The sequence below is a fragment of the Streptococcus sanguinis genome, from assembly GCF_001078705.1.
Classification (GTDB): Bacteria; Bacillota; Bacilli; order Lactobacillales; family Streptococcaceae; genus Streptococcus; species Streptococcus sanguinis_D.
Genome location: NZ_CDMW01000001.1, coordinates 1,847,081 through 1,870,614, shown reverse-complemented (window position 1 = coordinate 1,870,614; position 23,534 = coordinate 1,847,081). Strand labels below are relative to the sequence as shown.

Annotated in this window: 18 protein-coding genes; 17 read left to right on the top strand and 1 reads right to left on the bottom strand. The window is 44.8% G+C overall.

The window, feature by feature from the left end; all coding sequences use genetic code 11:
• Positions 1-9: 9 nt before the first annotated feature.
• Complete coding sequence (locus tag SSV_RS09415; RefSeq protein ID WP_072074588.1) at positions 10-3,117, bottom strand: LPXTG-anchored zinc carboxypeptidase; 3,108 nt, start codon at positions 3,115-3,117, stop codon at positions 10-12.
• A 254-nt stretch (positions 3,118-3,371) separates the two neighbouring features.
• On the opposite strand from SSV_RS09415, the gene SSV_RS09410 reads away from it, so the two are divergent.
• From SSV_RS09410 to SSV_RS09330, 17 genes are all read left to right on the top strand, one after another.
• Positions 3,372-3,638: an ACT domain-containing protein gene (locus tag SSV_RS09410; RefSeq protein ID WP_002893729.1), complete on the top strand. Its 267-nt coding sequence runs from the start codon at positions 3,372-3,374 to the stop codon at positions 3,636-3,638.
• A gap of 10 nt (positions 3,639-3,648) precedes the next feature.
• Complete coding sequence (locus tag SSV_RS09405; protein WP_072074587.1) at positions 3,649-4,986, top strand: PFL family protein; 1,338 nt, start codon at positions 3,649-3,651, stop codon at positions 4,984-4,986.
• 132 nt (positions 4,987-5,118) lie between these two features.
• Entirely contained in the window at positions 5,119-6,015 is an 897-nt protein-coding gene (locus SSV_RS09400) for a hypothetical protein (protein ID WP_072074586.1), read from the top strand.
• A gap of 130 nt (positions 6,016-6,145) precedes the next feature.
• On the top strand, positions 6,146-6,847 hold the full coding sequence (locus tag SSV_RS09395; protein ID WP_072074585.1) for a histidine phosphatase family protein: 702 nt from the start codon (positions 6,146-6,148) through the stop codon (positions 6,845-6,847).
• A gap of 99 nt (positions 6,848-6,946) precedes the next feature.
• Positions 6,947-7,645: a histidine phosphatase family protein gene (locus tag SSV_RS09390; protein WP_072074584.1), complete on the top strand. Its 699-nt coding sequence runs from the start codon at positions 6,947-6,949 to the stop codon at positions 7,643-7,645.
• A complete protein-coding gene (locus SSV_RS09385; RefSeq protein WP_072074583.1) occupies positions 7,632-8,420 on the top strand; it encodes a M15 family metallopeptidase in 789 nt (262 codons plus the stop codon). Before SSV_RS09390 ends, SSV_RS09385 begins: the two co-directional genes overlap by 14 nt.
• Positions 8,421-8,637: 217 nt before the next feature.
• Positions 8,638-8,961, top strand: coding sequence for a PadR family transcriptional regulator (locus SSV_RS09380; RefSeq protein WP_072074582.1), 324 nt, complete (start codon positions 8,638-8,640; stop codon positions 8,959-8,961).
• A complete protein-coding gene (locus tag SSV_RS09375; RefSeq protein ID WP_072074581.1) occupies positions 8,961-9,533 on the top strand; it encodes a DUF2812 domain-containing protein in 573 nt (190 codons plus the stop codon). The genes SSV_RS09380 and SSV_RS09375 overlap by 1 nt, the downstream gene beginning before the upstream one ends.
• Positions 9,534-9,575: 42 nt before the next feature.
• Positions 9,576-10,415 carry an ABC transporter ATP-binding protein gene (locus tag SSV_RS09370; RefSeq protein ID WP_072074580.1) on the top strand — a complete coding sequence of 280 codons (840 nt, stop codon included), beginning with the start codon at positions 9,576-9,578 and terminating at the stop codon, positions 10,413-10,415.
• Positions 10,408-11,136 carry an ABC transporter permease gene (locus SSV_RS09365; protein WP_072074579.1) on the top strand — a complete coding sequence of 243 codons (729 nt, stop codon included), beginning with the start codon at positions 10,408-10,410 and terminating at the stop codon, positions 11,134-11,136. The genes SSV_RS09370 and SSV_RS09365 overlap by 8 nt, the downstream gene beginning before the upstream one ends.
• Positions 11,137-11,299: 163 nt before the next feature.
• On the top strand, positions 11,300-12,334 hold the full coding sequence (hrcA, locus tag SSV_RS09360; RefSeq protein WP_042763211.1) for a heat-inducible transcriptional repressor HrcA: 1,035 nt from the start codon (positions 11,300-11,302) through the stop codon (positions 12,332-12,334).
• 35 nt (positions 12,335-12,369) lie between these two features.
• Positions 12,370-12,906, top strand: a complete 537-nt coding sequence (gene grpE, locus SSV_RS09355) for a nucleotide exchange factor GrpE (protein ID WP_072074578.1) — start codon at positions 12,370-12,372, stop codon at positions 12,904-12,906.
• A 136-nt stretch (positions 12,907-13,042) separates the two neighbouring features.
• Positions 13,043-14,872, top strand: coding sequence for a molecular chaperone DnaK (dnaK, locus tag SSV_RS09350; protein ID WP_072074577.1), 1,830 nt, complete (start codon positions 13,043-13,045; stop codon positions 14,870-14,872).
• A gap of 2 nt (positions 14,873-14,874) precedes the next feature.
• Positions 14,875-15,270: a hypothetical protein gene (locus tag SSV_RS12115; protein WP_072074576.1), complete on the top strand. Its 396-nt coding sequence runs from the start codon at positions 14,875-14,877 to the stop codon at positions 15,268-15,270.
• A gap of 60 nt (positions 15,271-15,330) precedes the next feature.
• Positions 15,331-15,963, top strand: a complete 633-nt coding sequence (locus SSV_RS09340) for a DJ-1/PfpI family protein (RefSeq protein ID WP_072074575.1) — start codon at positions 15,331-15,333, stop codon at positions 15,961-15,963.
• Positions 15,964-16,161: 198 nt separating this feature from the next.
• A complete protein-coding gene (gene dnaJ, locus SSV_RS09335) occupies positions 16,162-17,298 on the top strand; it encodes a molecular chaperone DnaJ (protein ID WP_072074574.1) in 1,137 nt (378 codons plus the stop codon).
• Positions 17,299-17,614: 316 nt separating this feature from the next.
• Positions 17,615-23,428 carry a ZmpA/ZmpB/ZmpC family metallo-endopeptidase gene (locus tag SSV_RS09330; RefSeq protein ID WP_072074573.1) on the top strand — a complete coding sequence of 1,938 codons (5,814 nt, stop codon included), beginning with the start codon at positions 17,615-17,617 and terminating at the stop codon, positions 23,426-23,428.
• The last annotated feature ends 106 nt before the right edge of the window (positions 23,429-23,534 follow it).

The window sequence follows — 23,534 nt, the reverse complement described above, 5'->3', positions numbered from 1 at the left end:
TTTTAAGTATTAGTCTTCCTTTTTCTTTAAGAGGAAGAGTCCAGCTGCTCCAGCAACCAGAAGTCCAGCTAGAGCGAAGCTAGCACTTGTTTCTTGGCTTCCGGTCTCTGGTAGAGTCTGATTGTTGTAGGTCAAGACTACCGTTTGAGCCGGTGGATTCACTGTAGCAGGCTTCCAGTCAAGGACAGTCTGACTTGGCGCTTGATAGGTTGGATCAGGTGTCGTAGGACTCGGGAGGTCAGTCAGCTCGGCCAACTGGCTGCCAAAGATAGCATTGGAAATCCAGCGGTAGAAATGAACAGGGTGAAGCCGATTGGTCGGATTGCCAGCATAGACAAAGAGAGGCTTCTCGTTATAGGTACCAGCAATGGCTACGACTTTGTTGGCTAGTTGCTCATTGCCAGGCCACCAGCCAGCGATATAGAAGTCACTTCCGGCAATGCTGGCAAGAGTTCTAAAGTTGGCAGGAATCTTAGCAATCCAGTTACCAGAGTTGGAGTAAAAGAGTCCATCCTTCTTGTAGCCGCTGGTCAGCGGGTCTTGGTCTTGGATAATAGCCTTCATCAGTCCTTCATAGTCACTGCCGTTCTTGAAGCGTTCAGCGTCGAAGCCGTCTAGGATTCCTAATTTTTCCAAGCGCTGCATAGCAGAGCCTCCGACAACGATAGTTGGCTTGAGTCCGACAAGAGACTTGTCATAGTTGTTGCTTTCAAGGACGATGACGTCAGCATCTTCTGGGCGATCGACGATTTCAAAGCCCATATTCTTCAGAGCTAAGGCAGTATGTGCTGGAGCGTCCACGCCTGCCCATGAAAATTGATGCGGTGGTGCGTAGACCTTGAGAGGCTTCAGAGTTGGTCCCTGTGGAATCTTATAGAGGGCATCACCGTAAATGGCATAGCGATCCAGAAGGCTGGTAAAGGTCGGAGTATCAACAATATAGCCGTCATCTGTCAGATAAACCTTTTTTCCTTCTGCAAGAGCTTGATTGACGGCCTTAACGGCACTTTCAGACGTATTGGCAATGACATAATAAGGCGCTTTATTGTCAACCTGGCTAGTACGGGCAGCACGGAGGGCTGTCACCTCTCCTAGCTTGCCTTCAAAGAGCTTGTCGCCAAAGACTGGCTGAGCTTTAAAGCCTTTCATATCAGGGAAGTTGACGACTAACTCTGCATACATAGCTGCCCACTTAGATTCATTTGAGCCTTTGTAGAGGACATGATTGGCATAGCCACGCTTAGCTTGCGCCATATCGACAACCAGATCACCTTTTTTATAGTTGCCGCTGTCTTCTTTGAGTTCTTTGACAAGCACACCGTTGCGCTTGAAATAGTCAATCATATTAAAGGCTTCTTGGGTATCGTTCTCCTTGTCCAGACCCATCGGGATGACATAGTAGTCTGGGAAGAATTTTTCCTGGCCTTTTTTAATCCGGCCTACAACCTGGCCACCTGGTCCGACGAGCTCATTTTCTGCCTTAGGATCTTCGATCTTATTAATACCACGCAGGTAGAAGTTGAGGCGCATTTCCATGAGCTTATCTGGGTTCTGAGCGAGATAGTCCAGACCGCCTAGGACTACATAGTATCCAGCCTTGTAGGACTCTTGATTGCCCTCGGGAATTTCAATGGTATGTCCCAGAATGCCATGGTACATAGAATAAACCGCTGTGTAGCCGGAGAAGGAATCGTCCCATCCGTCTCCCCAGTCGAGTTTTGGAATGATGTATTTGTCGTAGCCAGAATTGGCAACGCCGGCCCGCCCCATATGATGGGCATTGTCCAGCATGAGGTCTGCCAAAAGGTCATATTCAAAGTTAGGATCATGCGGCGGGGTTGCTGGCTCAATCAGGAATTCCTTGACAAAGCCGTGGATATCATAGAGGGCAATTGGGTTCCATTTGTTAATCAATCCAGCAACGGTGCGGGTTTCAGGATTGGCTTGGTAGCCAGTATCTCGGTTGGGGTCAAGGCCATTGGCCAGAGCCCGCGTGTTGAGGACATCGCCGTCAGGGTTTTCCGTAAAGTCAAAGAGGAAAATAAACTTCTTCAGCAAGTCTTGGATGTTGAGAGTGACAAGTTTTTCAGAACCATCGGCAGCACTTGTTTTGAAGCTGACTTGGTCTTTGGTCGCAAAGGTCTTAAAGAGACCTGTGATAATATCAATCCCAGGCTGTTCATCAGCGTGGGTATTGTTGATGAGGATAGGCAGTTTGTAGTCCAGATTGCCATTTTTGAGAGCTGCCAGCATTTCAGCTGGTTTTGTCAAGGCCTGAGGATTGGTTGTATTGAGATAGTCGTCAATGCTCTTTTGGTCGGAACTAATGATACCCAGCTTGATATCACGACCCTGAGCGCTCTTTCCGATATCCTCAATCTGTACCAAGCGATCGGTTTTGGCATCCTGTCTGCTCTTTTCGATAGATGCCAGCATCTCCTCATGGCTGTGGAAGTCTTCGTAAGGGCGCAAGATGATATTTTTACGAATGGTCAGTCCTAAGTCCTGACTCGTACCGACCAATTCATGGCTGCCAATGAAGTTTCGATAGGTCCGGCGGATATTGTTGGGAGAGCGCAGGCTGAGATCGTCTCCGAAAAGCTTTTGAAACTGCAGATTCAGATGAAGGTCGTTCCCGTCGGCCTTTTCCTCAATTGTGACAAAGGGTTGGCCGGTAAAGGTGCCGCTGTCCATGTTCCAGGTTTTCCAGTCGGCAATCGGTTTATTGTCCAGAGTCCAGGTCAGCTTGCCCGCCTGAGAAGCCTGTCCTTGGACGGTTTCCTTGACCTCTGCAGGCTCGGACATATAGACAGTGCTGTCAGCCAGCTGTGTCTTGGCTTCTTCAGAAGCAGCTGCCCTTGTTTGAGCTGCTGCAGAGACAGCTGGATTGTCCGCTGCAGGAGTAGGAGTCTGCTCTTTTTCTCCTGTCTGATTTGGAGCAGCTTGAGCAGCTTCTGTCGCAGGAGTTACAGCCTCTACCTGATTGGTGGCAGGCTGTGAGTCGGTGCTGTTCTGCTGGTCAGCTGCGGCCTTGCCCTGAGCTAAGACAGCCATCAATACAGCGGCTGATAAACTTAAAGCCTGAGTATAGAGACGCTTCTTGTATGAATCGTTCATTAGGAAATCTCCTTTGTGTAAAATATTCTATATTTAGTATAACAAATATCGAAAGCGCTTTCAAATAAAAACAGAATAAACATACAAAGTTGCCCAAAATAGTCTCTAAGGTGAATTGCTGAGTGTAGGAGAATCTTCCTTGTTTCAAGTGCTATTTGTAATATCCGAACCTTCTGTCTTTATTTTCTGAAATAGTATACAAAATCCTCGAATTTATGCTACAATGAGACAAACTAAAATGATTGGAGCCAAGCATGAAAGCAATTATTACCGTTGTCGGAAAAGATAAAACAGGGATTGTAGCCGGAGTTTCCACCAAGATTGCGGAGCTGGGGCTGAATATTGACGATATTTCCCAAACTGTTTTGGAGGAATATTTTACCATGATGGCCTTGGTGTCAAGCGATGAAAAGCAAGATTTTACGGCCCTTCGTAATGAGTTTGAAGCTTTCGGACAAGAGCTCAATGTCAAAATCAACATTCAAAGCGCAGCCATTTTTGATGCCATGTACAATATCTAAGGAGTGAAGGATGGATATTAGACAAGTAACAGAAACCATTGCCATGATTGAGGAGCAGAATTTTGATATTCGGACCATCACCATGGGCATTTCACTCTTGGACTGTATCGACACAGATATTGATCGGGCGGCGGAGAAGATTTACCAAAAAATCACGACCAAAGCAAAAGATCTGGTGGCAGTTGGGGATGAAATTGCTGCCGAGCTTGGGATTCCCATCGTCAATAAGCGGGTCTCAGTGACTCCGATTTCGCTGATTGGGGCAGCGACAGACAGCAGTGAATACGTGCCTCTGGCCAAGGCTTTAGACAAGGCGGCTAAGGAAATCGGTGTTGACTTTATCGGTGGTTTCTCGGCCTTGGTTCAAAAGGGCTATCAAAAAGGCGATGAAATCCTCATTAATTCCATTCCACGTGCTTTGGCTGAGACGGACAAGGTCTGCTCCTCTGTCAATATCGGCTCAACCAAGACCGGCATCAATATGACGGCAGTGGCGGATATGGGGAGGATTATTAAGGAAACGGCCCGGCTTTCTGAAATGGGGGCGGCCAAGCTGGTCGTTTTTGCCAATGCGGTAGAGGACAATCCTTTCATGGCGGGCGCTTTTCCTGGTGTCGGTGAAGCAGATGTGGTCATCAATGTCGGTGTTTCTGGGCCAGGTGTTGTCAAGCGGGCCTTGGAAAAGGTGCGTGGTGAGAGCTTTGACGTGGTCGCTGAAACAGTCAAGAAAACGGCCTTCAAAATCACCCGTATCGGTCAGTTGGTCGGTCAGATGGCCAGCGAGCGTCTGGGCGTTAAGTTCGGGATTGTTGACTTGAGTCTGGCTCCAACACCGGCAGTCGGAGACTCAGTGGCCCGTGTCTTGGAAGAAATGGGCTTGGAAACAGTTGGCACTCATGGCACGACAGCGGCCCTTGCCCTGCTCAATGACCAGGTCAAAAAAGGCGGTGTCATGGCCTGCAATCAGGTTGGTGGTCTGTCTGGTGCTTTCATTCCTGTTTCAGAAGATGAGGGCATGATTGCGGCTGTGCAAAATGGCTCGCTTAATTTAGAAAAGTTGGAAGCTATGACAGCTATCTGCTCGGTAGGTTTGGATATGATTGCCATTCCAGAAGCGACACCTGCTGAAACCATCGCAGCCATGATTGCGGATGAAGCGGCGATTGGTGTTATCAATCAAAAGACGACAGCTGTGCGGATTATTCCGAAGGGCAAGGAAGGCGATATGATTGAATTTGGCGGGCTCTTGGGAATAGCTCCGGTCATGAAGGTCAATCAGGCTTCGTCAGCGGCCTTTATCGCGCGGGGTGGTCAAATTCCAGCTCCCATTCACAGCTTTAAAAATTAAAAAGCTAGATTTGAAACAGCTTTTAAGAAAGCATTATAAAGGACAGCTATTCAGTTTCCCAGTAGGAGTTTGCGGAATTGAGTCTAGCTGGATGCTTGAAATGTAGGGGATTATAAGGAGATTGTTTAGGTTATGAATAAAAGAGAGCTAGCTGAGCTGGCCCTTGATTTAGGTTTGGATTTTGATAAAGAGAGCGGCATTATATATGGCCGTAGAAGGGATTATGCTTTTTATCTAGAGACCATAACGGATGGCGACGAATTTGCGATTTTCTTTTCAGTCAGATGTGAGCAGGGCTATATTGGTCGAGATACCTTGGAATCTCTAATCAACGATTCCGAGGTCTTGATTGATTTTGAGAGAGCTGGCTATAGCCTAGCCTGTCAGATTTTAGCTGATCAGGATCGGGATCTGCTGCCGGATATTTTGGAGGAGGCTATCGAAGACTGCACCCGCTACTTTGAGGAGCAAGGGTTGGTTAGCGCCTGTGAAAAAACCGGTGAAACCGGAGAGGTCGACCTGTATCAGTTCAAAGGAGATTGGCTCTTTCTCACGCCATCTAGCTATGAGCGGATGATTTCCATCTCACAGGATAAGGTGACAAAGCGCCCTCTTCCTCATCGAAGTCCGCAGAAAATACATTATTTCCTGGGGATTTTCGGAGCTTTCTTGACTAGCTTGCTTGGTGCATGCCTGGTCTTTTTCTTGACAGGTGCATCCTTGGCCATGGGCTTCATATCAGGTTTTACACTGCTATTTAGCATTGCTTGCTATGAAAAGTTTGTCAAAGGAATTTCTGTTTTAGGAATTGTGGCAAGTTTCTTTTTTACTTTAACGATGAGCTTTTTAGCTGTTCAAATCGGTTATGCCAATTCTTTTTACCAAGGAGAAAGCCATGTTTTGCAAGCTATTATCGCTATTAATAAAGCCGCTTTATCCGGACAGTTTGGTCTTAATTATTGGCTCCATTATCTGTACATTGTTCTTGGATGTGTCAGTGCCGTCAAAGTTCATATTAAGTCTCTATAGTTGATTAGATGCTGACTTCACAGTGAGCAGCTGTCTATCATAGTGGGAAACTGAGTTCACCCTCTTCTTTATCTAAAGAATACGAAGGTCTATACTATAATAAACAAAGGAAAAATAAAAGAGGTAAAATATGTCAAAAACAAGACTCTATGTTATCCGTCATGGTAAGACCATGTTCAATACTATTGGCCGGGCTCAGGGCTGGTCTGATACCCCGCTGACTGCCAAAGGTGAGCGCGGTATTCGTGAGCTGGGTATCGGATTGCAAGAGTCGGGCTTGCCTTTTGTCAAAGCCTTTTCCAGTGATAGCGGCCGGACCATTCAGACCATGGGGATTATCCTAGAGGAGCTGGGTTTGACTGGCCGGATTCCCTATCGCTATGACAAGCGCATCCGGGAGTGGTGCTTTGGCAGTTTTGATGGTGCTTATGGGGGTGAGCTCTTTCATGGCGTTATCCCACGAGTTCTTAAGACGGATAATTACAAGGAACTCAGTTGGCCTGATTTGGCGAATGGTCTGGTAGAAGTGGATACGGCTGGCTGGGCGGAAAACTGGGAAAAGCTCAGCGGCCGAATCTGGGAAGGTTTTTCAGCCATAGCTGAGCAGCTGGAAGCTGCTGGCGGCGGCAATGCTCTGGTCGTCAGCCACAGTATGACCATTGGTACCTTGGCTTATCTGGTTGATGAGAATATCACGAAAAATCCTAATGTCGATAATGGCAGTGTCACAGTGCTGGAGTATGAAAATGGTCGCTTCAGCATTCAAGCTCTGGGAGATGTGTCTTACCGTCAGGTCGGCGCAGCCATATTAGACCGAGAAAATCAAGAATGAGCAGGAGTTTTGAGACTCTTGCTTTTTGCTTTGAAAGCCAGATGGCGCCAATTTCTTCATAAAATGGTATAATATGAAAAGAATAACGGAGGAAATGAAATGGCAAAAACAAGATTATACTTGGTTCGTCATGGCAAAACCATGTTTAATACTATCGGCCGGGCTCAAGGCTGGTCTGATACCCCATTGACTGAAGTTGGGGAACGTGGCATTCATGAGTTGGGCATTGGCTTGAGAGAAGCTGGGCTTGATTTCAAATTGGCCCGTTCCAGCGACAGCGGCCGGACTATTCAGACCATGGGCATTATTCTAGAGGAGCTGGGTTTGACAGGACAGATTCCTTATACCTTTGACAAACGGATTCGCGAATGGTGCTTTGGCAGTTTTGATGGTGGTTATGATGGAGAGCTCTTTATGGGTGTGATGCCCCGGGTTTTCAATATTGAGCATGTCCATCAGCTTAGCTATGCTGAGCTAGCAGAAGGTCTTGTCGAAGTCGATACAGCTGGCTGGGCGGAAAACTGGGAAAAGCTCAGCGGCCGAATCTGGGAAGGTTTTTCAGCCATAGCTGAGGAGCTGGAAGCTGCTGGCGGTGGCAATGCTCTTGTCGTCAGCCACGGCATGACCATCGGAACCTTTGTCTATCTAATCAATCGAACTCGGCCTCATGGTTTGGACAATGGCAGTGTGACGGTTATAGACTATGAAGACGGTAAATTCACAGTAGCTTGCGTCGGAGACATGTCTTATCGAGAGGTCGGTGCCAAAGTAATGGAGGAAGAAGTTGAAACGCGCTAAACATCGCAGAGAAAAGAGAAAATCGAAGTCTAAGAAGATTGGGTTAACATTTTTGTTGTTAATCGTCTTGTGTCTGGCGGCTGGAGGAACGGCGATTTATTTCCGTCCGTCCTTGTTACAAGATCTGCTTGCAAAGATTCAGTTTTCGGGTTCGTCTAGCAGTTCTGCTACGAAGGGCTCTTCTAGCTCAGAGAGTTCGCAGTCTGATTTGCCCAAGGTTTCTTCTACTGACTGGAATTTGATTTTAGTCAATCGTGACAACCAGCAAGAAGAGAAGACACCTGATCTGACTCAGATTGGAGAGATCCAGGTTGATAGCCGCATTGCTGAAAATACTCGGCAGTTCTTAGCTGCAGCCCAAGCGATAGCTCCTGAAGAAACTCTAATCTCTGGCTATCGCAGCCGAGCGGAGCAGGAAGAACTCTATAACGAAAAAGTTGCTGGGGAAGTCGCCAAAGGCCTGTCAAATGAAGAAGCAGTCAGCATCGTGCTGAAGCAAGTGCAGCTTCCAGGAGCCAGCGAGCATCAAACGGGCTTGGCTATTGATATGAGTGTCCCAGAAGGTCAGGAGGATGAACTGGCAGCCAAGATTGCTGAGCTAACTCCGCAATATGGCTTTGTCCTTCGCTATCCGGATGGCAAGAGTGACGTTACTGGAGTTGATTTTGAGAATTGGCATTACCGCTATGTCGGTGTGGAGAATGCCCAATATATGCAGAAGCACAATCTGGTTCTGGAAGAATATATTGCCCTGCTTAAGTCAGCGGGTAAATAAAAAAATAAGTCAGGTTTTCCTGGCTTTTTTTATGCTGATTTATCAGGAGGCAGGTCTCTAATCCTTTTAGCTTCTGATTAAATCAACTACAAGTATTGAAAGATAAAAATGAATCACTTTCTGTAAAAATATTTATAAATCCTTGACAACTATATCGGACTGCGATATAATTTTTATATCAAGGTTCGATATATCGAGGTGAAAGTGAGATGAAAAAATGAGTGGATTGACAGAAAAGCTTAGGAGAGTCTATGTGCCAATGACAGAGACAGGTTTTTATATCCTCTTCTGTCTTCAACAAGAGAGGCATGGCTACAGTATTACTCAAAAAGTCAAGGAGCTGACAGAAGGACAGCTATCCATCAGCCCGGGAACCATGTACGGAACCTTGGCAAAGATGGAAAAAGATGGTCTGATTGCCTTTGTTCGTGAGGAAGAAAAGAGAAAACTCTATTCTATCACGGAGCTTGGAAGACAGATTTTAGAGTTGGAAATCCAGCGGATTGAGCGCCTTTACCGCAATAGTAAGGAGGAAGTTTGATGGAAAAGAGAATTGTCTATAAAATCTTTACCATTGCAGACTATGACAGAGAAGCAGCTTATTTTAAAAAAATGCATAGCCAAGGCTGGAAATTGAAAAAAGTAAGTTATTCTCCCTTTCTTGTTGCGGTTCGCTATACTTTTGAAGCCTGTCCGCCTCAGGAAGTGGCCTATCAATTAGATTTTCGACCCATAAAGAAGGCGGAGCAAGAATCCTATTATCAACTATTTGAGGATTGTGGCTGGGAGCATATTACAAACTTTAATCAATTTTCTTATTTCCGCAAGCAGTTTTCTCAGATTGATGCAGACAGCGATCTTGAAATCTATAATGACGCATGGTCTAAGCTAGAGATGGTCAAGCGTTTGCTTATATGGCGGTTTTTGCCAGCCATCATAGTTTTGTGTGTCACTACCTATCTCATTCTAGATATTTTCCAGAAGAGTTTGAAAGCAAGTCTATTATTCAAGTCAATCTTAGCAATAGATTGTGTCATATTGCTCATTCTGTTCTGTCAATTGGTCCATATTGCCTTGCGTTTTTGGAAAATGAGGCAGGAACTGAAAGACTGATTGCGGTTTTGGTAAATATGGTTATGAAAGCGAGGAAAAACAATGAAAAAGACCATTATTGAAGTGCAAGGCTTGAAAAAGAAGTTCAAGGAACAAGAAGCCTTGGCAAGAATCGATTTTTCCATACAAGAGGGAGAAATTTTTGGCTTCCTAGGACCATCTGGATCTGGTAAAACGACGACTATCAATATCTTGACTGGTCAGTTGTCTGCAGATGCTGGAACAGCTCATGTGCTGTCTGCACCGGTTGAGAATTTAAAGGCAGAAGTGCTGGAGCAGATTGGGATTGTCAGCGATGGCAGCGGTTTTTATGAAAAGATGTCACTTTATAAGAATCTCAAGGCTTATGCTATGCTCTTTGGTGTTAATATGACAGAAGTCGATGAACTTCTCCGAAAAGTGGGGCTTTATGATAGTCGCAACAAGGTGGCTGAAAAACTATCTACGGGTATGAAGCAGCGCATGTTAATGGTGCGTGCCTTGATTAATCGACCTAAATTGCTCTTCTTGGATGAGCCAACCAGTGGTTTGGATCCGTCAACCTCTCGCACCATTCACGAATTGCTGCTGGAACTAAAAGCGCAGGGGACAACTATTTTTCTGACAACCCATGATATGCAGGAAGCTACTCTTTTGTGTGATCGCTTGGCCTTGCTCAGTAAAGGAAAATTAGTCGAAGTGGGCAGTCCGCATGAGATAATCCAAAAGTACAATACAGATAAGAAGGTTCGTTTAGAATATGAAGATTTGACGACTAAGACGGTGGCTTTTGAAGAACTGCAAGGAGGCATGGATTTGGCCAATGTTATCAGTATTCATTCCTGCGAACCAACTTTGGAAGATGTTTTCATCACGTTGACAGGAGGTACCTTAAATGTCTAATAAATTAAAAGGTATGATTTGGCTGAGAGGTCAAGTGACGCTAGCTAATAAAAGTATTCTATTGCAGGTTTTTATGCCGATTTTCCTCATTTTTCTCTATAAATTTATTTTTTCTCTGAATGGAGCTGGTAAGGAAATTGGCGCGGATAAACTAGCTACTATGTTGCTTACGATCTCCCTGCCTTTCTCTCTAGCCATGTCTGTTGGAACACCTATCATCATCATCCTAGCTGAGGAAAGAGAAAAACGTAATTTGCAAAGTTTGCGCTTGGCTGGTGTGACAGCTGGTCAATACATTCTCTCAGCCTTAATCTGGCCATCGATTATTGGGATCTTTTATATTGTTATTACCCCAATTTTGGTGGGAGCTAAGCTTTCTAATCATGTATTCAGCTATGGTTTGGTTCTCTTATTGACCATGCTGGTCTTAATTTTCTTCTTTTTAATGGTTGGTCTGTTTTGTAAAAATCAGGTCATGGCACAATCCCTTAGTGTTCCAGCCATGCTCTTGGCGGCATTTATTCCTATGTTTTCAAATATGAGCGAGGATTTATTTAAGGTGCTGCGTTATAGCTTTATGGGCCTATTTACTAGCTATATGAAAGATTGGTCTCATTTCCATTTATGGAGCGGAGAATTTTTGGCTCTGCTAGTTTGGCTGCTTCTTTTTGCAGGACTTTCTTTCTATTTGATGCACCGTTTGCAAATCTTGGACGACTAATCTAGGTCGCTAGACCGATTTTTAGCACTCTTGCAAAAAGAGTGCTAATTTTTTGAGTTTTTGTCTTGACTTTGGTGTGGAAGAGTGTATAATAGAATCATGAGTTAGCACTCGAGGTGATTGAGTGCTAATCGACAGCAGAATCTTGATTGGAGGTGATGCCGTGGTCACGGAGCGTCAAAATGAGATTTTGAATTTGATTATTGATATCTTTACCAAGACCCACGAGCCGGTAGGCTCCAAAGCCTTGCAGGATTCCATCAATTCCAGTAGTGCTACCATCCGTAATGATATGGCGGCTTTGGAAAAGCAGGGGCTTCTGGAAAAGGCGCATACGTCCAGCGGCCGTAAGCCTAGCGTGGCTGGTTTTCAGTACTTTGTCAAGCATTCTCTGTCCTTTGATCGTCTCGCTGAGAATGAACTTTATGAGGTTATCAAAGCCTTTGACCATGAGTTTTTCAACTTGGAGGACATTCTTCAACAGGCAGCAGACCTTTTGACCAAGCTCAGTGGATGCACGGTTGTTGCACTGGATGTAGAACCCAGTCGGCAGCGTTTGACAGCTTTTGACATCGTTGTGCTCAGTCAGCACACGGCTCTGGCAGTCTTCACCCTGGATGAGTCCAATACCATTACCAGTCAGTTTATGATTCCGCGCAACTTCCTAAGAGAAGACCTGGATAGGCTTAAAGGCCTGGTACGTGAGCGGTTCTTGGGACAGACAGTCTTGGATATCCATTACAAGATTCGGACAGAAATTCCGCAGATTATCCAGCGCTATTTCACTACGACGGACAATGTCATCCAGCTCTTTGAGCATATCTTTGGTGATATTTTCAAGGAAAATGTGATTCTGTCTGGCAAGGTTCAGCTCTTGGAATTCTCAGACCTGACGGCTTATCAGTTTTTTGATGACCCGCAGAAAGTAGCTTTTGAGATTCGCGACAGCTTGGCCGAAGATCAGATGCAAAGCGTGCGCGTGGCAGACAGTAGAGAAAGCTGTTTGGCTGATTTGACACTAATTTCCAGCAAATTCTTGATTCCTTATCGAGGCTTTGGAGTGCTAGCAGTTGTCGGTCCGGTCAATCTTGACTACCAACGGCTGGTCAGTCAGATGAATGTCGTTAACCGCGTGCTGACTATGAAACTAACCGACTTCTACCGCTATCTGAGCAGCAATCACTATGAAGTCCATTAAATATAATAGAAATATTCCTAAAAAGGAGGTGCCTTGTGGCAAAACATAAGCAAGAAGAACATCTAGAAGATGTGGAAGTAAAAGAGGAAGCTGTAGAAACAGCTGAGCAAGCTGAATCAGCAAGCCCTGAAAAATCAGAATTAGAATTAGCCAATGAGCGGGCAGAAGATTTTGAAAACAAATATCTCCGCGCTCATGCAGAAATGCAAAACATCCAGCGTCGAGCAAATGAAGAACGCCAGCAGCTGCAAAGATACCGCAGCCAAGACCTGGCAAAGGCTATCTTGCCTTCGATAGATAATCTGGAGCGTGCGCTTGCCGTTGAAGGGCTGACAGACGAAGTCAAAAAAGGACTGGAAATGGTGCAGGAAAGCTTGATTCATGCTCTCAAAGAAGAGGGTATCGAAGAAATCCCAGCTGACGGAACTTTTGACCATAACTATCACATGGCCATTCAAACCGTTCCAGCTGATGATGAGCACCCAGCTGACACTATAGCGCAGGTCTTCCAAAAAGGCTACAAACTTCATGACCGTATCCTGCGCCCAGCAATGGTAGTGGTCTATAACTAGGCTAGAAAACTTGAAAAATCTTGTCCGAAACGACAATAAACTATGAAGGAAGAAAACATTCGTTCAGCTTTGCTTCTAACGAGTGAAGCGAACCAAAGAGTATTGAAAATAAATTAAAGTAAAAAGAGGTAAAAATATGTCTAAAATTATCGGTATTGACTTAGGTACAACAAACTCAGCAGTTGCAGTTCTTGAAGGAACTGAAAGCAAAATCATTGCAAACCCAGAAGGAAATCGCACAACACCATCTGTAGTGTCATTCAAAAATGGTGAAATCATCGTTGGTGATGCGGCAAAACGTCAAGCAGTAACAAATCCAGATACAATCATTTCCATCAAATCAAAAATGGGAACATCTGAAAAAGTAGCTGCTAACGGCAAAGAATACACTCCGCAAGAAATCTCAGCTATGATTCTGCAATACTTGAAAGGCTATGCAGAAGAGTACCTTGGTGAAAAAGTCAGCAAAGCGGTTATCACAGTACCAGCTTACTTTAACGACGCACAACGTCAAGCGACTAAAGATGCTGGTAAAATCGCTGGTCTTGAAGTAGAACGTATCGTCAACGAACCAACTGCAGCAGCTCTTGCTTACGGTCTTGACAAACAAGATAAAGAAGAAAAGATCTTGGTCTTTGACTTGGGTGGTGGTACCTTTGACGTTTCAATCCTTGAGTTGGGTGATGGTGTCTTTGATGTATTGGCAACTGCTGGTGACAACAAACTCGGTGGTGACGACTTTGACCAAAAGATTATCGACCACATGGTAGCTGAGTTCAAGAAAGAGAACGGCATCGACTTGTCAAATGACAAGATGGCGCTTCAACGTTTGAAAGATGCAGCTGAAAAGGCTAAGAAAGACCTTTCAGGTGTGACTTCTACTCAAATCAGCTTGCCGTTTATCACAGCTGGCGAAGCTGGACCTCTCCACTTGGAAATGACTCTGACTCGTGCCAAATTCGATGATTTGACTCGTGACTTGGTAGAGCGCACTAAAGAACCAGTTCGCCGTGCTCTTTCTGACGCAGGCTTGAGCTTGTCAGAAATCGACGAAGTAATCTTGGTTGGTGGTTCAACTCGTATCCCGGCTGTTGTAGAAGCTGTTAAGGCTGAAACTGGTAAAGAACCAAACAAATCAGTTAACCCTGATGAAGTTGTTGCCATGGGTGCTGCTATCCAAGGTGGTGTTATCACTGGTGATGTCAAAGACGTTGTCCTTCTTGACGTAACACCATTGTCACTTGGTATCGAAACAATGGGTGGCGTCTTCACTAAGTTGATTGACCGCAACACAACGATTCCAACTTCTAAATCACAAGTCTTCTCTACTGCAGCAGACAACCAACCAGCCGTTGATATCCATGTTCTTCAAGGTGAACGTCCAATGGCAGCAGATAACAAGACTCTGGGACGTTTCCAATTGACAGATATTCCAGCTGCTCCTCGTGGAATCCCTCAAATCGAAGTAACATTTGACATCGACAAGAACGGTATCGTATCTGTTAAGGCTAAAGACCTTGGAACTCAAAAAGAACAACACATTGTCATCCAATCTAACAGCGGCCTGACTGATGAAGAAATCGACCGCATGATGAAGGATGCAGAAGCAAATGCTGAAGCAGATAAGAAACGTAAGGAAGAAGTTGATCTGCGTAACGAAGTTGACCAAGCTATCTTTGCGACTGAAAAGACTATCAAGGAAACTGAAGGCAAAGGCTTCGACACAGAACGTGACGCTGCCCAAGCTGCTCTTGATGAACTTAAGAAAGCGCAAGAAGACAATAACTTGGACGACATGAAAGCGAAATTGGAAGCTCTTAACGAAAAAGCTCAAGCGCTGGCAGTGAAACTCTATGAGCAAGCTGCAGCAGCTCAACAAGCCCAAGCGGGAGCAGAAGGAGCTGAAAACGCGAGCTCAACTAAAGCAGACGACGATGTCGTAGACGGAGAGTTTACTGAGAAGTAAGAATGAATGTATTGACTAAAGAGTATCTAAAAGATACAAAACGAGTTTATAAAGATTTTTGCAAAAAAGCTGATGATTTGGAAGAAGCAAAGGATTTCATTAAAAACATTCCATCTGATTTATTGGATGAGTATAAAGAGGTGGTTTTTTCTGAAAAAAGAACCAATCAAGTAAATATAGAACTAGTAACTAATATAGTTTTCTCAATTCTATTTCCTTCTGTTGCTGTCTATGTTGCTGCAGTTACTATAGGAGTTGATAATGAGGTTGGCTCGCTGCTAGTTGCGGGTATTCTGACTGTATTATTTATATTGGAACTTATTTATCTTGATAACAAAAAGAAAAGAATCAGAAGTATTAATTTGCAAAGATTATTCTATTTTTTAGAAAATACATGATAAGAAATCCAGAGGTTGCAACCCAGCCTCTGTTTTTCGCTAAACTAGAGGGTGACGCTTATGAAGAAAGTGCTCTGTTTAATTTATCCTAATTTTTCACTTTGTGAAGTAGTTAGTCTGACCAGTACTTTAGCTCTATCTTTTGGTGTTGAGGTTGATTATGCTGGTTCATATAGAAATGTTATAAGATCGGAAGATGGATTAGCCTGTCAACCTACTAGAACACTGGATGAAGTAGTCATCGAAGACTATTCTTGTGTCATTTTGCCAGGAATGATAAATATTATCCCTGCTTTGCATGATGAAAAATTGATTTCTTTCCTAAGGAGTTTGAAGCAACAAGAAGTTTTAATTGCAGCTATTTCCTCAGCGCCGATTTTATTGGCGAAAGTAGGTTTATTGAAGGATACTAAATTTACTGGTGGGATTTGGCAAAACTTCTTTGACTATTTTGAATTTCTTCCTAGGAGAAATTTCAAAGCTCAAGCTGTTCTGCAAGATAAGAACATCATTACAGCTATTGGTTTTGCACATCAAGCGTTTGCGAGAAAAGTGCTTCTTAGTCTAGATTTGGTAGATAATGCTGACAACTATTTTAAAGAACGGAATCAGTATTCGGAAGAGGATTTGATATTCACTTTATCAGAAGAAGAGTTTGCTGAAATGAAGCATGAATTTGAAAATACCCTCTGATCAATATTTTCTAAAATTTAAAGAAAGGAACATGGGTGTTCGCAACTGAACACGGGTTCCAAAAATTCTAACTCAATATAAAAGAAAGGAACTGAACCCGACCTAAATTCTTGGAAAAAAGAGAAATCAGCCTAGGAGCATCGCTCCGTTGCCTGATTTCCTATTTTTCAGTCGAATTTTACGGTCTTGGTATCTTATATGAACAATACAGAATATTATGACCGTCTAGGTGTCTCTAAGAATGCTTCTCAGGATGAGATTAAGAGAGCCTATCGGAAATTATCTAAAAAGTACCACCCCGATATTAATAAGGAAGCTGGGGCGGAGGACAAATATAAAGAAGTCCAAGAGGCTTATGAAACGTTGAGTGACGAGCAAAAGCGGGCAGCCTATGATCAATACGGTGCTGCGGGAGCTAATGGTGGCTTTGGCGGCGGTGCAGGCGGCTTCGGTGGCTTTGATGGTTCCGGCTTTGGCGGCTTCGAAGACATCTTCTCTAGCTTCTTTGGTGGCGGTGCTTCGCGTAATCCTAATGCTCCGCGCCAAGGGGACGATCTTCAGTATCGTGTGAATCTCCGCTTTGAAGAAGCCATTTTCGGGACTGAGAAGGAAATCAAGTATAACCGCGAAGCGACCTGTCATACCTGTGCTGGGTCTGGTGCCAAGCCAGGGACTAGTCCTGTTACCTGTGGCCGCTGTCATGGATCAGGCGTCATCAATGTTGATACCCAGACACCGCTTGGCATGATGCGTCGGCAAGTGACCTGTGATGTCTGTCACGGTCGAGGAAAAGAAATCAAAAATCCTTGTGAAACTTGTCATGGAACGGGGCATGAAAAACAGGCTCACAGCGTTAAGGTGAAAATCCCTGCTGGTGTGGAAACTGGTCAGCAGGTCCGTCTGTCTGGTCAAGGTGAAGCAGGCTTTAATGGCGGCCCTTATGGTGACCTTTATGTCGTGGTCCAAGTTGAGCCGAGTGATAAGTTTGAGCGAGATGGCTCTACCATTTACTACAAGCTCAATCTCAACTTTGTCCAAGCTGCTCTTGGTGACAGTGTGGATATCCCAACTGTTCACGGGGATGTTGAGCTGAATATCCCAGAAGGAACACAGACTGGCAAGCGTTTCCGCCTGCGAGGTAAGGGAGCACCGAGTCTGCGCGGTGGAAGCATGGGTGACCAATATGTTACTGTCAATGTTGTGACGCCGACTGGCCTCAACGACCGTCAAAAAGCGGCCCTCAAAGAATTTGCGGAAGCTGGCAATATCTCAGTCAATCCTAAGAAAAAAGGCTTCTTCGACAAAATGAAAGATGCCTTGGAAGATTTGCAATAATATGAAAAGGAGCAGCCTAATGCTGTTCTTTTTATGTTTTCTAGAAGGGCATTGAGCGCATGCAGTCAAGGGAAAGAGCCACTTTGACCAGCCTTTTAATCAAAAAAATTCACAATAAAAAGCGTAAAGAGATTTTCTCTATTTACTTTTACAAAAATTAATTGTTTTTTTAAGTAAAATCTATTGTAAAAATTTCCTAAAAGATATATGATAATACTATATGTATAAAACGCATCTTTTTAGCCTGCTGGGGAGTTGGCTAGAGAGATAATTGGAGATTAGCTTTATACATTTTAGGAAAAAGGGGATTTATAAAGTGAAACGTTTTGAAAAAGTGCAGGAGCGAATTCAGAAATATTCGATTCGCAAATTGTCTGTCGGTGTGGGCTCAGTTGCCATTGCAGCTCTGATTTTTGGGAGCTCTTTGTCCAGTTCGACTGTTGCTGCAGATGAAGTAGGAGGCGGTGCGACTGCTCACTATACTTATGTTGAAGAGCAAGAGCTAACAGAGCAGGAAAAAGGTCTGATTAAGAAAGGTCTGCCTGAAAATCTGCAAACAGGGGAAAATTATTACCTGATTTATCGGAAGCAAGATGGGCAAGCTGTCTTGCCGAGTACAGGAAATAACGGTCAGCCGCTTCTCGGCTTATTTGCGGGAACGGCTATTTTGGCTGTCATGGTTTTCTCACGAAAGAAATCTGGTAAGTTACTAGGAGTGCTTTTGCTAGGAAGCTTTGGACAGACTGTATTACAGTCTCCTCAAGCGTTTGCGCTAGAAAATCGAGAATTGCTTTCCTATAACCGTCAAGTTGCGGTTTCGTCAACAGTTTCTGAAGCGGATGTGACCATTGCTGGCTATAACTATATCGGTTACTTTACCGCTTCTGATTTGCTGGCTTTGACAGGAACCAAGCCGGCCTCCTTATCAGCTGGCCAAGAAGCTAGAGGACAAGCAGAATTATCAGAAGCTGCAAAAGAGGATTCTGATTCTATTGATCGAGCTGCTCAGGGAGGGGTGCTGTATCAGCTGAACCCTGCTGCAAATGATTCAGGACAGTCAGGGAAGCTTCCAGCTCCTCAGCCATCCAATCCAACTATAGAGACGGCAAAAGGGGAAAGCTTACAAGAGCCAGCTTTGCCAGAGTACACGGGCGGCGTTAATGGCGAATCGCTAGTTCAAGCGGACAATCCTAGCTATACAATTTCGGAAGGCACGGCAGGAGATACAGCCCCGGTTGAGCCGGCCCTCCCAGAATACATGGGCAGTGTTAATGGTGAATCACTAGTTCAAGTGGAGAATCCAGACTACACTGCCCCAGTAGGCACAGCAGGAGATACAGCTCCAGTCGAGCCAACTCTACCAGAATATACTGGTGGTGTTAACGGCGGATCGACAGTTCAAGCGGACAATCCAGTCTATGATGCGCCAATTGGTACAGTTGGTGACATAGCCCCAGTTGAGCCAGCTTTGCCAGAGTACACTGGCGGCGTTAACGGCGAGTCAGTAGTTCAAGCAGACAATCCAGTCTATGATGCTCCAGTAGCTACAGTTAGTGACCCAGCTCCGGTCCAGTCAGGCCTCCCAGAATACACTGGCGGCGTTAACGGCGAGTCGACAGTTCAGCCAGAACAACCTAGTCTGCATACAGACATCAAGTTGGAAACGATTGAGCCTCAAGTTGTCAACAAGACAGATGATAGCAAGTATCTTGATGAAGAGACCACTGTTGATGGAACTCCAGGACAAAAAGAAATTGTAACCAGCTATGAAGTCTTGGACGGTAATCGCATATCGGAGCCACAAACTACTGAAAGAATCTTGCATGAAGCAGTTGATACAGTGGTCACTCGTGGTAGCAAGGCTCGCATCAATAAAGAAGAATTGAGCAAGCAGCTAGCTTTAGCAGCGGCTGTGGATCCAGCAGTTTACACGAATCAATCCTATCAGCAATTGCAGGCAATTAAGAATATGGCTACGACAGTTTATCAAACTTCGTCGAGTCAAGATGAAGTAGATGCGGGTGTCAACCAACTCAAGCAGGCTTTAGCAGACTTATTGGCCCTTAAAGCAGCGCCGACTCTAACTGTTTCAGCGGTTAAGAAGGATGAATTGCAGAAATCAGTTCAGGTCCAATACCAGCTGACGGACAGGGATCAAGCCTTTACTAGTGCTTATGTTCGTCTGAAGAAAGATGGCCAGCTGATAGCAGAGCAGAATTTGGCGGCAGGCCAGCTGACTGCTAGCTTCAGTGGTTTGGACTACTATACAACGTATAAGATTGAGACGACTCTGTCCTATGACTTAGGAAATGGGCCTGAAAGTCAGGAATTAGCTCAAGAGACAGTCCAGCTTGACTTGAAGAAGGTGGAGCTCAAGTCCATTACTAATGTCTCCTTGATGAAGGTTGAGAATGGCCAGACAAAATTGATGCCTACTCTGGCTGAAAAACCAGCAAATCTGGACCAATATTACCTGCACTTTACATCAGACCAGTTCAAGGATACTGTCCTGCCGGTTACCTCTATTGAGGAAGTGGTAGTTAATAACCAGCCTGTCTTTAAGATCCAGGCTCAGCTGCCAGACTTGCTGCAAAGAAGCGCAACTGGTCTTCAAAACAGCTTTGATTTCTATCTGGAAAAGGCTAAGAAGCGTGAAGGAAATGTCTACTATGACTTCCAAGACCTTTTGGACGGCATCAAGGAAGATCCTTCTGGAACCTTTATTTTGGGCCGCAGTATCAGTGCCAAACTGATTGACAAACCTGCCAACAGCAAATCTTACCTGCAAGGTGAATTCAAAGGCCAGTTGATTGGTGGGCAAAATGGTGAGCGCCATGCGATTTTAGACTTAGCGCATCCTCTATTTGATACGATTACTGGCGGAACGGTCAAGGATATTGACTTTAAGCGAGTCAATATGGTTTATCCAGATTCGCAAGCGGGTGATACAATTGCGACAATTGCTGCTCGTTTGAAGAATAAAGGAGTAATCGAAAATGTCAATGTCCAAGGATACTTGGAAGGAAGAGACCATATTGCTGGTCTGGTTAACAATATAGAAGGCCAATCTCGAGTTGAAAATGTTTCCTTTAAGGGTCAGATTAAGTCCAAGGGGGGAAACTCTGTCACAGCCGGTATCGCTGGAACCAACGCCATGTCCTTGGTGAAACGTGCCTACGTTGAAGCGGATATTTGGGTCAAGAGTGGCCAAAATGCAGGTATGCTGGTCGCTCAAAACTTCACTGACTATTCAGGTTCAGGCTGGGGGAATTGGGGCAAATTGATGCAATCAGTTGCCAAAGGTAAGTTAGAGGATGCAGGCTCAAGAAATTCAGCTGGTATCGCTGCTTCCATTTGGCCGTATGGAACCATCAATGACACTGTCAGCTATGCCACAGTAGTGAACGGTAAAGAGCTCTTTAGCTCAGATAATGAGATTACCGATGCTTGGATGGGACAAAAACTCCAAAACCTCTTTGGGGTTCAGGGACAAAGCTCTGGAACCAAGACAGGTAAAGATGCCAAGTTCCGTCGCTTGACAGAAGCAGAAGCTGAGCAAAAAGTTAAGAGCTATCAGATCACGGCTCTTGAGCAAGCCAGCGCAAATGAAGTGACAACTGAGAAGCTAAATGCTGCTATCCTGAGAACAAGTACTTATCAAGATAAGCCAGGTTACAAGGCAGAAAATGAACAGCTTTATCAGAACCTAGAACGCTTTATGCCTTTCTACAATCAAGAGTTCTTGATTCATGAGTCCAACAAGCTGGTGGATGCTGGTAAGGCGGGCGACCTGTTGACTAAGAAAGTTCTATCTGTTCAAGCCCTGAAGGGCAATCAGTTTGTTGCTGGCGGAACGGATGCAGATAAGATCTTAGTCCATTTTGCAGACGGAAGCAAGACCATCTACAATCTTCAAAATCAAGCACGATTTGAACAGACGGCTCTGCCAGAATATCAGATTGCAGAGCTTGGTACAGTCTATACTCCAAATCACTCAACGGCTGTCAAAGAAGACTTGCTGGCTCAGCTGACAGAGAGCTTGAAGAGCTTTGAGCTGTACAGTGATGAAGTCTATCGTTCTGTTGGCCTGCCTAATGATAATGACAAGGTCAACAAAGTGAAGCGCCTCTTCTTGGATGAATCTCTGGCTGAGGTGAAAGCCAACTTGCAGGATATGCTTGGTAAGCTATTGGCCAATGAATGGACAAGATTCCATGCAGACAATCCAGCAGCCAACGAAGCTCTGAAAGCTAAAATCGAAGAGAATAAGACGGCTATCATGCTCGGTCTGACCTACCTCAACCGTTATTACGATCTCAAATTTGGCGACTACAACCTCAAGGAACTGGTACTCTTCAAACCAGATTTCTATGGTGAAAAAGTACCATTGCTGGATCGCTTGATTAAGATTGGTCGTTCGACAGAAAATCAACTCAAAGGGGCAGACAATGTCAATATGTTTGCACGTCAGTTGAAGGCTGAGTCCAAGTCTAGTGAATTGGTCGCTTACTTGGATTACAACCGTCGCCTGCTGACTGACTTTGCGGATATGGATTCTTGGTTCAAGGATGCGACTCGTGGCTTTATTCAGTTTGAAGAACGCCAGTCAGAAGTCGAGGAGATTAAGACGGCTAAGTATCGCGTCTTTGACAACCTCAACTCAGAGTACTTCAGCAACTATATCCTTCCTCTGCTAACCTTGAAGAATACGCGCTTAGCCATTCTGTCAAACTATAGCACCATGGCCTTTGTCAACAGAGACAAGCGCCGGTCATGGTCTGATGAACGATTTAATGCGCGCATCAAGGAAGTAGCGACCCAGCATAGAAACCACGTAGACACTTGGTACAAACTGCTCTCAGATGATATCAAGTCCAGAATGGTCAAGGAAAATGTAACGGCTGTATGGGATGGTTTCGATGTAGAAGGACGTGGCTGGATTGATGTCAATGGAAATGATAATAAGGGCAATCCTTATGCACCATCCCGCGAGTTCTTTAACCTAGTTGGCGGCAGAGCTGGTGGCTGGTACAAGTCAAATGGCTACGGTGCCCATGCTGCTGGTTCAATCCGTGTGAACTTCGAGGCCTTTGATCTCTTGACAGAATACGGTGTGTCCGTCTTTACCCATGAGCTCACCCACGTCAATGACAGAGATATTTATCTGGGCGGACATGGCAGACGACAAGGTATCGGACCAGAAGGCTATGCCCAAGGGTTGCTCCAATCACCTGTTCCTGATCAGCCAGGTTGGGGTGCTTTGGGTCTCAATATGGCCTTTGATCGTCCAAATAATGGCAGTCTCATTTTCAATAGCTCGCCAAGTCTCTTCAAGAACCGAGCAGACATCGACCATTACATGAAGGGATATAATGATACCCTCATGCTGCTGGATTACCTTGAGGGACAAGCCGTTGTTGCCAAAGGAAATGAAGCAGCAGCCAAATGGTTCAAGAAGGTTGAACCGAAAGTTGTGGATCCTCGAACCCAATACGACGTCGTGAGAGAGTTGACAGCAGAGGAGAAAGCGGCCATGTCAGTCTCATCTGTAGAGGACTTGGTTGATCAAGGCTTGCTGTCTAACCGTGCAGTTGACAATCGAACTTATAATCCTGCTGACTATGACTCTAGTTACATTTCTATCGACTTCATGACGGGTATCTATGGTGGCGGTCAAAACAATACTGGAGCGCCAGGAGCCTTGATGTTCAAGCATAATACCTTCAGAATTTGGGGTTACTATGGCTATGAAAAAGGCTTTGTAAGCTATGCTTCCAATAAACACCGCAAGACAGCCAATGAACAAGGTGTGACTGGTTTGAGCGACAACTTTATCATCAAGCAAATTTCTGAAGGCGAATTTGAAACCATGGAAGCCTTCAAGAAAGCTTACTTCAGACAAGTTGCTGAGAAAGCTCAAAACTTAGGAATTAAGCCAGTGACAGTCAACGGAAAAGTCTACAGCACTTATGAAGAGCTGAAAGCTGGCTTTGCAGAAGCTGTTGACAAGGATCTGAAGAAGTCTCGTGTCGATGAACGGGCAACCAAGGACTTCAAGTATGCTGTCTTTACACAATTGCTCAAGAACACCAATAGCTTTATGGATGAAAACTCCATTTGGGGTTCCTAAGAAAAAGTGTTTAATTGCCTACATGAGTAGCTGCAAATAATGACCTTTAGCAATATGTAATCAATAACCCATTTGAATTTGCTCTGTTTGTGTTGTCACTGACAGT